This window comes from Pseudomonas marincola (assembly GCF_900682675.2).
In the GTDB taxonomy this organism is placed as follows: domain Bacteria; phylum Pseudomonadota; class Gammaproteobacteria; order Pseudomonadales; family Pseudomonadaceae; genus Aquipseudomonas; species Aquipseudomonas marincola.
Map to the genome: position 1 here is coordinate 1,760,584 of NZ_LR215729.2, position 13,864 is coordinate 1,774,447.

At 57.5% G+C, this 13,864-nt stretch carries 14 protein-coding genes; all 14 read left to right on the top strand.

All coding sequences use genetic code 11. The features are described from left to right. On the top strand, positions 1 to 969 hold the full coding sequence (gene fliM, locus PMYSY11_RS08295) for a flagellar motor switch protein FliM (RefSeq protein WP_069901760.1): 969 nt from the start codon (positions 1 to 3) through the stop codon (positions 967 to 969). A gap of 56 nt (positions 970 to 1,025) precedes the next feature. Beyond that, a complete protein-coding gene (gene fliN, locus PMYSY11_RS08300; RefSeq protein WP_150548873.1) occupies positions 1,026 to 1,499 on the top strand; it encodes a flagellar motor switch protein FliN in 474 nt (157 codons plus the stop codon). Position 1,500: 1 nt separating this feature from the next. Next, positions 1,501 to 1,953, top strand: coding sequence for a flagellar biosynthetic protein FliO (fliO, locus tag PMYSY11_RS08305; RefSeq protein WP_150548874.1), 453 nt, complete (start codon positions 1,501 to 1,503; stop codon positions 1,951 to 1,953). 35 nt (positions 1,954 to 1,988) lie between these two features. Next, positions 1,989 to 2,708 carry a flagellar type III secretion system pore protein FliP gene (gene fliP, locus PMYSY11_RS08310; RefSeq protein WP_239655589.1) on the top strand — a complete coding sequence of 240 codons (720 nt, stop codon included), beginning with the start codon at positions 1,989 to 1,991 and terminating at the stop codon, positions 2,706 to 2,708. 2 nt (positions 2,709 to 2,710) lie between these two features. Next, positions 2,711 to 2,980, top strand: a complete 270-nt coding sequence (gene fliQ / locus PMYSY11_RS08315; protein WP_069901764.1) for a flagellar biosynthesis protein FliQ — start codon at positions 2,711 to 2,713, stop codon at positions 2,978 to 2,980. 35 nt (positions 2,981 to 3,015) lie between these two features. Continuing rightward, positions 3,016 to 3,792, top strand: a complete 777-nt coding sequence (fliR, locus tag PMYSY11_RS08320) for a flagellar biosynthetic protein FliR (protein WP_069901922.1) — start codon at positions 3,016 to 3,018, stop codon at positions 3,790 to 3,792. 8 nt (positions 3,793 to 3,800) lie between these two features. After that, positions 3,801 to 4,937, top strand: a complete 1,137-nt coding sequence (gene flhB / locus PMYSY11_RS08325; protein ID WP_069901765.1) for a flagellar biosynthesis protein FlhB — start codon at positions 3,801 to 3,803, stop codon at positions 4,935 to 4,937. Between the two features lie 142 nt (positions 4,938 to 5,079). After that, positions 5,080 to 7,188, top strand: a complete 2,109-nt coding sequence (flhA, locus tag PMYSY11_RS08330) for a flagellar biosynthesis protein FlhA (RefSeq protein WP_090510651.1) — start codon at positions 5,080 to 5,082, stop codon at positions 7,186 to 7,188. A gap of 13 nt (positions 7,189 to 7,201) precedes the next feature. Then, complete coding sequence (gene flhF / locus PMYSY11_RS08335) at positions 7,202 to 8,494, top strand: flagellar biosynthesis GTPase FlhF (RefSeq protein WP_150548875.1); 1,293 nt, start codon at positions 7,202 to 7,204, stop codon at positions 8,492 to 8,494. A gap of 105 nt (positions 8,495 to 8,599) precedes the next feature. Beyond that, positions 8,600 to 9,430 (top strand): flagellar synthesis regulator FleN, encoded by an 831-nt coding sequence (fleN, locus tag PMYSY11_RS08340; RefSeq protein ID WP_069901768.1) that lies wholly within the window; start codon positions 8,600 to 8,602, stop codon positions 9,428 to 9,430. Further along, a complete protein-coding gene (gene fliA, locus PMYSY11_RS08345; protein WP_170827796.1) occupies positions 9,427 to 10,170 on the top strand; it encodes an RNA polymerase sigma factor FliA in 744 nt (247 codons plus the stop codon). The genes fleN and fliA overlap by 4 nt, the downstream gene beginning before the upstream one ends. Before the next feature lie 133 nt (positions 10,171 to 10,303). After that, entirely contained in the window at positions 10,304 to 10,678 is a 375-nt protein-coding gene (locus PMYSY11_RS08350; protein ID WP_170827797.1) for a chemotaxis response regulator CheY, read from the top strand. Positions 10,679 to 10,697: 19 nt separating this feature from the next. Beyond that, a complete protein-coding gene (locus PMYSY11_RS08355) occupies positions 10,698 to 11,486 on the top strand; it encodes a protein phosphatase CheZ (protein WP_150549681.1) in 789 nt (262 codons plus the stop codon). A 13-nt stretch (positions 11,487 to 11,499) separates the two neighbouring features. Then, positions 11,500 to 13,800 (top strand): chemotaxis protein CheA, encoded by a 2,301-nt coding sequence (locus tag PMYSY11_RS08360; protein WP_150548876.1) that lies wholly within the window; start codon positions 11,500 to 11,502, stop codon positions 13,798 to 13,800. Positions 13,801 to 13,864 lie beyond the last annotated feature (64 nt).

Genomic DNA, 13,864 nt, shown 5'->3' on the forward strand with positions numbered 1-13,864 from the left:
ATGTCTGTGCAAGATCTGCTTTCACAGGATGAAATCGATGCCTTGTTGCATGGTGTTGATGATGGCCTGCTCGAGCCCGAAGATGCAGTAGAACCGGGCAGCATCAAACAATATGACCTGACCACTCAGGACCGTATCGTGCGTGGGCGCATGCCGACGCTGGAAATGATCAACGAGCGCTTTGCCCGCTATACCCGCATCAGCATGTTCAACCTGCTGCGGCGCAGTGCCGACGTGGCCGTGGGTGGCGTGCAGGTGATGAAGTTTGGTGAATACGTACATTCGCTGTATGTGCCAACCAGCCTCAATCTGGTGAAGATGAAACCGCTGCGCGGCACAGGCTTGTTCATTCTTGACGCCAAGCTGGTGTTCAAGCTGGTGGACAATTTCTTTGGTGGCGATGGCCGGCACGCCAAGATCGAAGGCCGTGAATTCACCCCGACCGAATTACGCGTCGTGCGCATGGTGCTGGATCAGGCCTTTATCGACCTCAAGGAAGCGTGGCACGCGGTGATGGATATCAACTTCGAGTACGTCAACTCGGAAGTTAATCCGGCCATGGCGAATATTGTCAGCCCGAGCGAAGTGATTGTCGTCTCGACCTTCCATATCGAACTGGACGGCGGTGGCGGAGACCTGCACATCACCATCCCGTATTCGATGATCGAGCCGATCCGGGAAATGCTCGACGCCGGTTTTCAATCGGATGTTGATGATCAGGATGAACGCTGGGTCAAGGCGCTGCGTGAAGACATTCTCGACGTCAGCGTGCCGCTGACCGCCACCGTTGCGCGGCGTCAGCTCAAGGTTCGCGACATTTTGCACATGCAGCCCGGCGATGTAATTCCCGTCGAGCTGCCGGAACACATGGTTATGCGCGCCAATGGCGTGCCGGCCTTCAAGGTCAAGCTGGGTGCCAACAAAGGCAATCTGGCCTTGCAGGTGCTTGATCCTATCGAACGTCGCTAAGGGGCATTTCGCCCCTGGCAGACGCCTAACTGTTATCCGCCAGCCGAGGAAAGACCATGGCAGACGAAAATCAAACAACCTCAGCCGAGGAGCAAGCGCTGGCTGATGAATGGGCTGCGGCACTGGCCGAGTCGGGCGACGATGATGCCAATCAGGCCGACATCGACGCCATGCTGGCCGATACCGCCAAGCCTGCAGCGCCGCGTGCGCCAATGGAAGAATTTGCCGGTGGCGCTGCGCCAAGCAACAGCACGCTGACCAATCTCGAAGGGCCGAATCTGGATGTGATTCTCGACATTCCCGTGTCGATCTCGATGGAAGTGGGCAACACCGACATCACCATCCGCAACCTGCTGCAGCTCAATCAGGGTTCGGTTATCGAACTCGACCGACTGGCCGGCGAGCCGCTGGATGTGTTGGTTAACGGCACCCTGATCGCCCATGGCGAAGTGGTCGTGGTCAACGAGAAGTTCGGTATCCGCCTGACCGACGTGATCAGCCCAAGCGAACGCATCAAGAAGCTCCGTTGAGATGAAAATACTGCCGCTGCTGTTGTTGCTGCCCGTGCCGGCGTTCGCCGAAGAGGCGGCAGTTAAAGCTGTAACCGAACCGGCAAAAAGCCTCGCAACCAGTAATGTCAGCGGCCAGCTGGCGCAGCTGGTTCTGGGCTTGCTGCTGGTGATCGGGCTGATTTTTTTGCTGGCCTGGCTGGTGCGTCGGGTGCAGCAGATTACCCCGCGTGGCGGGCAGGTTATCCAGATCGTCGCCACCCAGACGCTGGGCCCGCGTGACCGTCTGGTGCTGGTGCAGGTGGGAGGCGAGCAGGTTCTGATCGGGCTCACGCCGGGGCGTATTGCGCCGCTGCATGTGATGGCCGAGCCGGTTTCTGCTGCGAGCAGTACTCAGGCTTCGGGCGATTTTGCCCAGCGTCTGATGCAGGCATTGGGCAAACAGTCGGGTAACGCCAATAAGGATGTTGATTGATGCGTGTTCTCGCGTTACTGCTGTTGCCGTTGTTGATGCTGGCCGCGCCGCATGTGTTTGCCGCCGAAGACCCGTTGTCGATCTCGGCCATTACCCTGAGCACCGATGCACAGGGCCAGCAGGAATATTCGGTCAGCCTGCAGATTCTGCTGATCATGACCGCGCTGAGCTTTATTCCTGCGGTCCTGATGTTGATGACCAGCTTCACCCGGATCATTATCGTCTTCTCGATTCTGCGTCAGGCGCTGGGTTTGCAGCAGACGCCGTCAAACCAGATCCTTACCGGTCTGGCGCTGTTTCTGACGATGTTCATCATGGCGCCGGTATTCGACCGGATTAATCAGGACGCCTTGCAGCCCTATCTCAATGAGCAATTGCCGGCGCAAGAGGCGATTGCCAAGGCCGAAGGCCCGATCAAGGATTTCATGCTGGCGCAGACCCGCTCAAGTGACCTTGAATTGTTCGTGCGTTTGTCCAAACGTACCGACATTGCCAGCCCGGATGATGCGCCACTGACCATCCTGATTCCGGCGTTCGTGACGTCCGAGCTGAAAACCGCATTCCAGATCGGCTTCATGATCTTCATTCCGTTTCTGATCATCGACCTTGTTGTGTCGAGCATCCTGATGGCCATGGGGATGATGATGCTGTCGCCGCTGATCATCTCGCTGCCATTCAAGATCATGCTGTTTGTGCTGATCGACGGCTGGGCGCTGATCATGGGCACGCTCGCTGCCAGTTTCGGAGGGGTTTAGGCATGACACCCGAAGTCGCGGTCGATCTGTTTCGTGATGCCCTGTGGCTGACGGCCCTGATTGTTTCAACCATTGTTGTGCCCAGTTTGCTGGTGGGTCTGGTCGTGGCCATGTTCCAGGCGGCGACCCAGATCAACGAGCAAACCCTGAGCTTTTTGCCGCGTCTGATCGTGATTTTGCTGACATTAATCGTTGCCGGGCCCTGGCTTGTGCAGAAATTAATGGAATACACGCAAAATTTAATCATGAGCATTCCGACGATGATTGGCTGAATGTACGCGCCTGAAACGGAGTGGCTGCAATGCCTTTGCTAGAGCTTAGCGATGCGCAAATTGGCGGCTGGGTCAGTACGTTTTTATTGCCGCTTTTTCGCATCGCCTCGCTGTTGATGACCATGCCGGTCATCGGTACGCAGTTGGTTCCACTGCGTGTGCGCCTGTACCTTGCACTGGCGGTGAGTGTGGTGTTGGTGCCGAGTTTGCCGCCAATGCCGGCCGTGGATGCACTCAGTTTGCAAACCTGGTTGCTGATTGCACAGGAGGTGCTGATCGGCGTGATGATGGGTTTCACCCTGCAGTTGTTTTTCCATGCGTTCGTGATCGGCGGGCAAATACTCTCGACTCAGATGGGTCTGGGTTTTGCGTCGATGGTTGACCCTACCAACGGCGTTTCGGTGCCGGTAATCGGTCAGTTTTTCACGGTGCTGGTAACGCTGCTGTTTTTGGCCATGAATGGCCATCTGGTGGTCTTTGAAGTGTTGGCCGAAAGCTTCACTTCGTTGCCGGTTGGCGAGAGTCTGGTCAGTCAGCACTACTGGGCAATTGCCACGCGTCTGGGATGGGTCATGGGCGCCTCGCTGCTGCTGGTGTTGCCGGCGATTACCGCGTTGCTGGTGATTAACCTGGCATTTGGGGTCATGACCCGGGCCGCGCCGCAGTTGAACATCTTCTCCATCGGTTTTCCGCTGACGTTGCTGCTGGGTTTGGGGATTGTCTGGATTGGTACCGCGGATATCCTCTCGCAGTATCAGGTGTTCGCCACTGAGGCTTTGCAGTTCATGCGTGAACTGGTTCGGGCGAGTTAAAAAATAAAATGGCAGAATCTGAAAGCGGTGCCGATAAAAGTGAAGACCCCACGGAGAAACGCCTTCGTGAGTCCAGGGAAAAGGGACAGGTCGCACGCTCGAAAGAGCTTAATACGTTAGCTGTAATGCTCGCGGGTACAGGTGGATTGTTACTCGTCGGCGGCAATTTAGCCAATGCAATGCTCGAGGTAATGAGCACGAGTTTCGCGTTGAAGCGAGACATGATCATGGATGATCGAATGATGGGTATGTTGTTTATGTTCTCCGGGCGTGTAGCCCTGGAGGCGATGATGCCGCTTTTGCTGGTATTACTGGTCGCCTCCATTCTGGGGCCGATTGCTCTGGGTGGCTGGCTGTTTTCAGCCAAGGCCATGGCGCCCAAAGTCAGCCGGATGAATCCGGGTCCCGGCCTCAAGCGGATGTTTTCCGCCAAAGCGCTAATCGAACTTCTCAAGGCGCTGGCCAAGTTCAGTATCGTTTTGGTCGTGGCGTTGGCCGTGCTCAAATCGAATGAGCAGGAACTGCTTAAAATCGTTCACGAACCCCTTGAAGGCGCCATTAAGCACGCAATCAATATTGTCGGCTGGAGTGCGCTGTGGATGTCCTGCGGGCTGGTTCTGATTACCTTGGTCGATGTGCCGTTTCAGCTCTGGGATAACAAGCAGAAGCTGATGATGACCAAGCAGGAAGTACGCGACGAATACAAGGACAGCGAGGGCAAGCCCGAGGTCAAACAACGTATTCGCCAACTGCAACGCGAGATGACCGAGCGGCGGATGATGCAGGCGGTGCCCCAGGCCGACGTGATCATCACCAACCCGACGCACTTCGCCGTGGCGCTCAAGTACGATCCCGAAAAGGGCAATGCGCCCGTGATGCTGGCCAAGGGCGCCGACTTTACCGCGCTGAAAATTCGCGAGATCGCGCAGGAGCATAACGTCATGCTGTTGGAGTCTCCGGCGCTGGCGCGGGCGGTGTTCTACTCCACTGACATCGACCAGGAAATTCCCGCGGGTCTGTATATGGCGGTGGCGCAGGTGCTGGCCTACGTCTATCAAATTCGCCAATTCCAGGCGGGGCGGGCCAAGCGCCCGGCGCCGCTCAAGGATCTGCCGATTCCCCCGGATCTGCGCCGCGACGAGTAACGCAAAAATAGCCATTGTTTTTGCTGGATACAGCTTATCCGGCAAAGTTGGACAGCTTTTTGCAAAACCAACCCCAAGGACGCTTCATGCGTCAAAAGTTTGAATCGTCTGGGGTAGGCAAGTGGCATTAGATCGCTCACAAATGCTGGGGAACGTGCGCAGTAACCTGTCTGGTTTGCGCGAAGGCAATCTCGGTATTCCGTTGATGTTGCTGGTCATGCTTGGCATGGTCATGCTGCCGATCCCGCCGTTCCTGCTCGATGTGCTGTTTACCTTCAGTATCGCCCTGTCGATCGTCGTGCTGCTGGTGAGCATCTACGCGCTGCGCCCGCTCGATTTTGCTGTATTCCCCACCATTCTCCTGGCCGCCACCTTGCTCCGGCTGGCGCTAAACGTCGCCTCTACACGCGTGGTATTGCTCAATGGTCACGACGGCCACGCAGCGGCGGGGCAGGTGATTCAGGCCTTCGGTGAAGTGGTGATCGGCGGTAACTACGTGGTCGGTATCGTGGTGTTTGCGATCCTCATGATCATCAACTTCGTGGTGGTGACCAAAGGTGCCGGGCGTATCTCCGAGGTGAGCGCACGCTTCACTCTGGATGCAATGCCAGGCAAGCAGATGGCCATCGACGCCGACCTCAATGCCGGCCTGATCGACCAGCCGGAAGCCAAGAAGCGCCGGACTGAAGTGGCGCAGGAAGCCGACTTCTATGGTTCGATGGACGGTGCCAGCAAGTTTGTTCGCGGTGACGCGATTGCGGGCCTGCTGATCTTGTTCATCAACCTGATTGGCGGTATCGCCATTGGTATTTTCCAGCATCAGCTGAGTTTTGCCGACGCCGGCAAGGTCTACACCTTGCTGACCATTGGTGACGGTTTGGTGGCGCAGATTCCGTCCCTGCTGCTGTCGACCGCTGCCGCGATTATGGTGACCCGGGTTTCCAGCTCCGAAGACATGGGCGCGCAGGTCAACCGGCAGATGTTCGCCTCGCCGCGCGCGCTGGCTGTCGCCGCGTCGATCATGATTGCCATGGGCCTGGTGCCGGGCATGCCTCATTTCTCGTTCATCAGCCTGGGCCTCGTGGCTGCCGGTGCGGCTTACTGGATCGCCAACAAGCAGCGCAAGGTCAAGGAAACCGAGATCAAGGAAGTCCAGCGTCAGCAGGAATTACTGCCGGCTCAGCGTGCCCAGGAAACCAAGGAGCTTGGCTGGGATGACGTGACCCCGGTGGACATGGTCGGGCTTGAAGTGGGCTACCGGCTGATTCCATTGGTCGACCGCAATCAGGGAGGCCAGCTGCTGGCGCGGATCAAGGGCGTGCGCAAGAAACTCTCGCAGGAAATGGGCTTTTTGATGCCCTCGGTGCACATTCGCGACAACCTGGATTTGCAGCCCAACGCTTACCGCCTCACCTTGATGGGCGTCAGCGTTGCCGAGGCTGAGGTGTACCCGGAACGCGAGCTGGCGATCAATCCGGGGCAGGTGTTTGGCCCGCTGAACGGCATTGCCGGTAAAGACCCGGCATTTGGCCTTGAGGCGGTGTGGATCGATCAGAGCCAACGTGATCAGGCGCAATCGCTCGGCTACACCGTGGTCGACGCCAGCACCGTGGTGGCCACCCATCTCAATCAAGTACTGCACAAGCATGCGCATGAGTTGCTCGGCCATGAAGAAGTTCAGCAGTTGCTGCAACTGCTGGCCAAGAGTTCGCCAAAGCTGGCTGAGGAATTAGTCCCGGGGCTGGTATCGCTGTCGACCTTGCTCAAGGTGCTGCAAGCGCTGCTGCAAGAGCAGGTGCCGGTGCGTGACATTCGCACCATCGCTGAGGCGTTGGCCAACGTCGCCGGCAAGAGTCAAGATCCCGCCGCTATGGTCGCAGCTGTCCGGGTTTCGTTGGCCCGTGCAATCGTGCAAAGCATTGTGGGACTAGAGCCGGAGCTGCCTGTGATCACTCTGGAACCAAGGTTGGAACAGATATTGCTAAATAGCTTACAGAAGGCCGGGCAAGGCGCTGATGAAGGCATCCTGCTTGAGCCGGGCATGGCTGAAAAGCTGCAGCGCTCATTGATTGACGCTGCGCAACGCCAGGAAATGCTCGGCAAGCCGGTTGTGCTGTTAGTAGCAGGCCCGGTACGGGCAATGCTTTCACGGTTTGCGCGGATGGCAGTGCCGAGTATGCATGTACTGGCCTACCAGGAAATTCCAGACAATAAACAGGTCACTATCGTTGCGACGGTAGGGCAGAACTAAACGAGGTTAAGGCATGCAAGTTAAACGCTTTTTCGCAGCTGATATGCGTCAGGCCATGAAGCTTGTGCGTGATGAGTTGGGTGCCGACGCCTCGATTATTGCTAATCGCCGCGTGGCGGGTGGTGTCGAGCTGACAGCGGCGCTGGATTACCAGATGCCGGTCGCACCATCGCGCCAGGCCAATCCTGAGCTTGAAGCCGAGTTGCGCAAAACCCAGTCGCTGATCGCGACGGCGCATGCCGAATTGGTCACCCGCAGCGAAGTTGGCAGCAAGGATTTGCAACTGCAGGCAGAAGACCTGGGCCCGGCCCCGGTTGCAGCCGCCGCGCCAATCGCCCAGCCAGCTGCCGGCGGTCACTTCGAGCAGAGCGCGCTGGATGCCATGCGCTTTGAGCTTAATGGCCTGCGTGAGTTGATCGAGGTCCAGCTGGGTTCGCTGGCGTGGGGCCAACTGCAAACGCGGCGCCCGCAGCAAGCCAATCTGTGGCGTCGTCTGCAGCGCATGGGCTTGTCTGCCGACCTGTCGCGCAGCCTGCTGGAAAAAGTCTCAAACATTGATGAGCCACGTCAGGCCTGGCGCATGTTGCTGGCGCATCTGGCTCAGGCTATCAACACGCCGAAGGTCGAGCCGCTGGAAGAGGGCGGAGTTATCGCGCTGGTGGGGCCGGCTGGCATGGGTAAAACCACCACGCTGGCCAAGCTGGCTGCACGTTATGTGCTCAAGTACGGCGCGCAGAATGTGGCGCTGGTAAGCATGGACAGCTACCGCATCGGCGCGCAGGAACAATTGAACACGCTGGGGCGCATTCTCAATGTGTCGGTCACTCAGGTCGATCCTGGCCAGTCACTGACTCAGGCGCTTGCACCGTTGGCGCGTCGTCGCGTGGTGTTGATCGATACCGCTGGTTTGCCCGCCAATGATCCGGCGCTGCGCATGCAGCTGGAGGCATTGGCCAGCCGTGGCGTGCATGCACGCAACTATCTGGTTATGGCCGCCACCAGTCAGGATCAAGTGCTCACTGCCGCCTTTCACACCTACAAGCGTTGTGGGCTGGCAGGCTGCGTGCTGACTAAACTGGATGAAGCAGGCAGTCTGGGCGGCGTATTAAGCCTGGCCATCAGCCAGCGTCTGCCGGTGGCGTACACCACCGATGGTCCGCGGATTCCGGATGACTTGCAGATTCCGCGTAGCCATCAGCTGGTAAGCCGGGCCGTTGGCATGCAGGCTCAAGATGAGCCCAGCGAAGACACAATGGCGCAAATGTACAGTGCAATCGGCAGCCAACCGGCTTTGCGCGCCAGTTAGTAGAATGAATTACACGGTTATAGGCCCACTATCTGGCCTAGTGGGTGGTTTGCAGGGCAGAATAAGCCATGGGCTCACGACGGATTGACAAGGTAACGGAAAAAAATGGTTAAGCATCCCGTACAGGTGATCGCGGTAACTGGTGGCAAAGGTGGCGTCGGCAAGACCAACGTGTCGGTGAACCTCGCGCTGGCGCTGGCGGAACTCGGGCGTCGGGTCATGCTTATGGATGCCGACCTTGGTCTGGCCAATATCGACGTACTGCTTGGGCTGACGCCAAAGCGCACACTGGCTGATGTGATCAGCGGTGAATGTGATCTGCGTGATGTGATTCTGCAGGGCCCCGGTGGCGTGCGCGTCGTTCCGGCCGCGTCCGGTACTCAGAGCATGGTGCAGTTGTCGCCCATGCAGCATGCCGGCCTGATCCAGGCATTCAGTGATATCAGCGATAACCTCGATGTACTGATCGTCGACACCGCCGCCGGTATTGGCGACTCGGTGGTGAGTTTCGTGCGCGCCGCCCAGGAAGTGCTGGTGGTGGTGTGCGATGAGCCAACCTCAATTACCGACGCCTACGCGCTGATCAAGTTGCTCAACCGCGATTTCGGCATGAACCGTTTCCGCGTGCTGGCCAACATGGCGCACACGCCGCAGGAAGGTCGCAACCTGTTCACCAAACTGAGCAAAGTGACCGATCGTTTCCTCGATGTGGCGTTGCAGTATGTTGGCGCGGTGCCTTACGACGAAAGCGTGCGTAAAGCCGTGCAAAAACAGCGTGCAGTGTACGAGGCGTTTCCGCGCTCGAAATGCTCCCTGGCGTTCAAGGCAATCGCCGAGAAGGTTGATGCCTGGCCGCTCCCTGCCAACCCGCGTGGTCACCTCGAGTTTTTTGTCGAGCGTCTGGTCCAGCCCGCCATACAGGAAATCGAGCCATGAGCAACGCAGGCCTACGTATGTATAGCAAGGCGCAAGCCATGGACGCTCAGCATCAGTTGATTGAACGTTACGCGCCGCTTGTCAAACGTATCGCCTACCACTTGCTGGCCAGACTGCCGGCAAACGTTCAGGTCGACGACCTGATTCAGGCCGGCATGCTCGGCCTGCTGGAAGCATCGAAGAAATATGACGCCAGCAAAGGCGCCAGTTTCGAAACCTTTGCCGGTATCCGCATTCGTGGCTCCATGCTCGATGAGGTGCGCAAAGGCGACTGGGCCCCCCGTTCGGTCCATCGAAATAGCCGCATGGTCAGTGATGCAATTCGAAAAATTGAAGCCAGAACGGGTCGAGACGCTAAAGATCAGGAGGTTGCTGCCGAACTCCAATTGAGTCTCGAAGATTACTACGGCATTCTTGGCGACACTTTGGGCAGTCGCCTGTTCAGTTTTGACGACCTTTTACAGGACGGTGAGCAGGGCGGATTGCAGGAAGACGTCAATAGTCATCATCCCGGCCCTTCGCGTGAGCTGGAAGACGAGCGCTTTCAAAGCGCACTGGCAGACGCCATCGGCAATCTGCCGGAGCGTGAACGCCTGGTCTTGTCGCTGTACTACGACGAAGAGCTGAACCTCAAGGAAATTGGTGAGGTGCTTGGGGTGAGTGAGTCTCGGGTAAGCCAGTTACACAGCCAGTGTGCCGCTCGTTTGCGGGCGCGGCTGAGTGAGTGGCGGGCGAAGTAAACAGATTTCTGGCGCGCCAGAGCAAAGTTGCATATTGCTGGAAAGCGGGCCAATCAGCCGGTTTCTTGATTAAGGGGCGTGCCCATCAGTTGGGTGCGTTTGGGACTGTTCGGAGGTCGACTTGGACAAAAATATGAAAATCCTCATCGTTGATGACTTTTCAACGATGCGTCGGATTATTAAGAACCTGCTGCGCGATTTGGGGTTCACCAACACTGCTGAAGCGGATGATGGCGTAACCGCCTTGCCGATGCTGCAGAGCGGTAGTTTCGACTTTTTGGTAACAGACTGGAACATGCCTGGCATGAGCGGCATTGATTTGCTGCGTGCCGTGCGCGCGGATGAGCGCCTCAAGGGTATGCCGGTATTGATGGTGACGGCTGAAGCCAAGCGTGACCAGATTATCGAGGCAGCGCAGGCCGGCGTTAACGGCTACGTGGTCAAACCTTTCACCGCTCAAGTGCTGAAAGAAAAAATCGAGAAAATCTTTGAGCGAGTCAACGGCTGATCCACGCCGCGAGGTTGCAATGGAATACCAGGACTCCAGTAAGGCTGGTTTTGAATCAGCTTTAAAGCTTAACGCCGGCCAATTAGTCGACAGCCTAGAAAAAGGCGACATTGGCGAGGCCGTGCAACTCATCAATGAGCTTAACAAGACGCGCGACCGTGGCCTGTTTCACGAAGTCGGCAAGCTGACGCGTGAGCTGCACAATGCCATCGTCAACTTCAAGCTCGACCCGCGCTTGCCTCATGCCAGCGAAGTCTCACAAATTGCCGACGCCACTGAGCGTCTCAATTACGTGGTGACGATGACGGAGAAAGCTGCCAATCGGACCATGGATCTGGTCGAACTGAGCAGCCCTTTAGTCACGCAGGTCAGCACCGAGGCGCAAACCCTCAGCGAAGATTGGGGGCGCTTCATGCGCCGCGAAATGGACGCTGATGGTTTTCGTGAGCTCACCCGCCGAATCGAGCAGTTCCTTGCCCGCACTGCGCAGGATGGCGCAGCGGTTTCAGGGCACTTGAATGACATTTTGTTGGCGCAGGATTATCAGGATCTCACCGGTCAGGTCATCAAACGTGTGACTCAGCTGGTTACCGAAGTTGAAAGCAACCTGTTGAATCTGATGCTCATGGCCAGCCGCGTAGACCGTTTTGCCGGTATCGAACACGGCGAAATTTCAGGGTCTGAGAAGGCTCACAAAGAAAAAAGTGCAAGTCACGGTGAAGGTCCGCAGATTCATGCCGATAAGCTTGATGACGTTGCATCCTGTCAGGACGACGTCGACGATTTGTTATCAAGCTTAGGGTTTTAGGAGCAGGTCCATTATGAGCTTCGGCGCCGATGAAGAAATCCTCCAGGATTTCCTGGTAGAGGCCGGCGAGATTCTCGAGCAGCTGTCTGAACAGCTGGTAGAGCTTGAAAGCCGCCCTGACGATATGAACCTGTTGAACGCGATTTTTCGCGGGTTTCATACCGTAAAAGGTGGTGCGGGCTTTCTCCAGCTGAATGCGTTGGTTGAGTGCTGTCACATTGCCGAGAACGTCTTCGACATCCTGCGCAAGGGTGAGCGTCGCGTCGACTCTGAATTGATGGACGTCGTGCTGGAGGCATTGGACACCGTCAATGCCATGTTTGACCAAGTGCGTGAAGGCGCCGAGCTGACCCCGGCAACGCCCGAACTGCTCGCGGCTTTGGCCAATCTTGCCCAGCCACAAGAACTGTTGAACGAAGAAGCCCCAGCCCCAGTTACAGAACACGTTGTGGCAGGCAACCCTGCGGCAGCCGAAGCTGTGGCAGCCGATGATGTGGCAGGCACCCCTGCGGCAGCCGATGCTGTTATTGCCGACGATGAATTCGAGCAGCTGCTCAGCGCATTGGCAGACAACGCAGCGCAGGCGCAAAAAGCGCCAGCCAGCCCGGTAGCCAGTGCGGCGCAACCGTCAGCCAGTGATGAAATCACCGATGACGAGTTCGAGTCGTTACTCGACCAGCTGCACGGTAAAGGCCAATTTGTGGCCAACGCAGGCGGTCAGCCTGTTAAGGCTCAGCAGGATGACGATGTAGCCGTGGCCGATGCGCCCGACGAAATCACCGACGACGAATTCGAAGCCCTGCTCGATCAGTTGCACGGCAAAGGTCAATTCGCCAGCGGAGCTGCCCCAGCACTGGCTGCCACAGGGTTGCCTGCCACAGCTTCGGCTGCCAGTACGCCGAGTGAACCAGTGGCCCCGGTTGCTGCCAGCAGCGCGGCGAGCGCTGATGAAATCAATGACGATGAATTTGAAGCGCTGCTGGATGAACTGCACGGCAAAGGCAAGTTCTCGGAAACGCCAGCCGTCAGCGCCGCCCCCGTTGCTGCCAAGGCGGTAGAAAAGCCAGCGGCCAAGCCTGCAGCAAAACCAGTTGCTGCTGTGCCAGCTAAAGCTCCAGCGCCTGAAAAAGCTGCACCGGTCAATGAGGCCGAAACCACTGTGCGGGTGGACACGGCCCGGCTTGATGAAATCATGAACATGGTTGGCGAGCTGGTGTTGGTGCGTAACCGGCTGGTGCGTCTGGGTTCGACCAGCAGCGACGAGGCGATGGCCAAAGCCGTATCGAATCTCGATGTTGTCACCGCAGACCTGCAATCCGCGGTGATGAAAACCCGCATGCAACCGATCAAGAAAGTCTTTGGACGTTTCCCGCGACTGGTTCGTGACCTGGCGCGTAGCCTGAAAAAGGAAATCTCGCTTGAGTTGATCGGTGAAGAAACCGACCTCGACAAGAACCTCGTTGAAGCCCTGGCTGATCCGCTGGTTCACTTGGTGCGCAATGCGGTTGACCACGGTATTGAAACCCCGGAAGAGCGTGTGGCTGCGGGCAAATCGCGCGGCGGTAAAGTGGTGCTCTCGGCCGAACAGGAAGGCGATCATATCCTTCTGGTCATCAGCGATGATGGCAAGGGAATGGATGCTGATGTGCTGCGCCGCAAGGCTGTCGAGAAAGGCTTGCTGGAGAAGGAAGCGGCCGACCGGCTCAATGAATTTGAATGCTACAACCTGATCTTCGCCCCGGGCTTCTCGACTAAAACCGAGATTTCCGATGTGTCCGGTCGCGGTGTTGGCATGGATGTGGTGAAAACCAAGATCAGCCAGCTCAACGGCACGGTCAACGTGTTCTCGGTCAAGGGTCAGGGCTCGCGGATCGTCATCAAGGTGCCGTTGACGCTGGCGATCATGCCAACGCTGATGGTCATGCTGGCCAATCAGGCGTTTGCGTTCCCGCTGGTCAACGTCAACGAAATTTTCCACCTCGACCTGTCGCGCACCAATGTGGTGGACGGTCAGGAAATGGTCATCGTCCGTGACAAGGCATTGCCACTGTTCTATCTCAAGCGCTGGCTCGTTGGCCAGGCGGCTCACGAAGAGCAGGTTGAAGGCCATGTGGTGATTCTGACTGTGGGTAATCAGCGCGTCGGCTTTGTTGTCGATCAGTTGGTCGGGCAGGAAGAAGTGGTTATCAAGCCGTTGGGCAAAATGCTTCAGGGCACGCCGGGCATTTCCGGGGCGACCATTACTGGCGACGGTCGAATCGCGCTGATCCTCGATGTGCCGAGCATGCTCAAGCGCTACGCCCGTCGTTCCTGATCGCGCCTGTAGGGCAGTGGATGCGGCGCGGTTAAATTTGGCAGGACTGATCTGCAGTGGATTC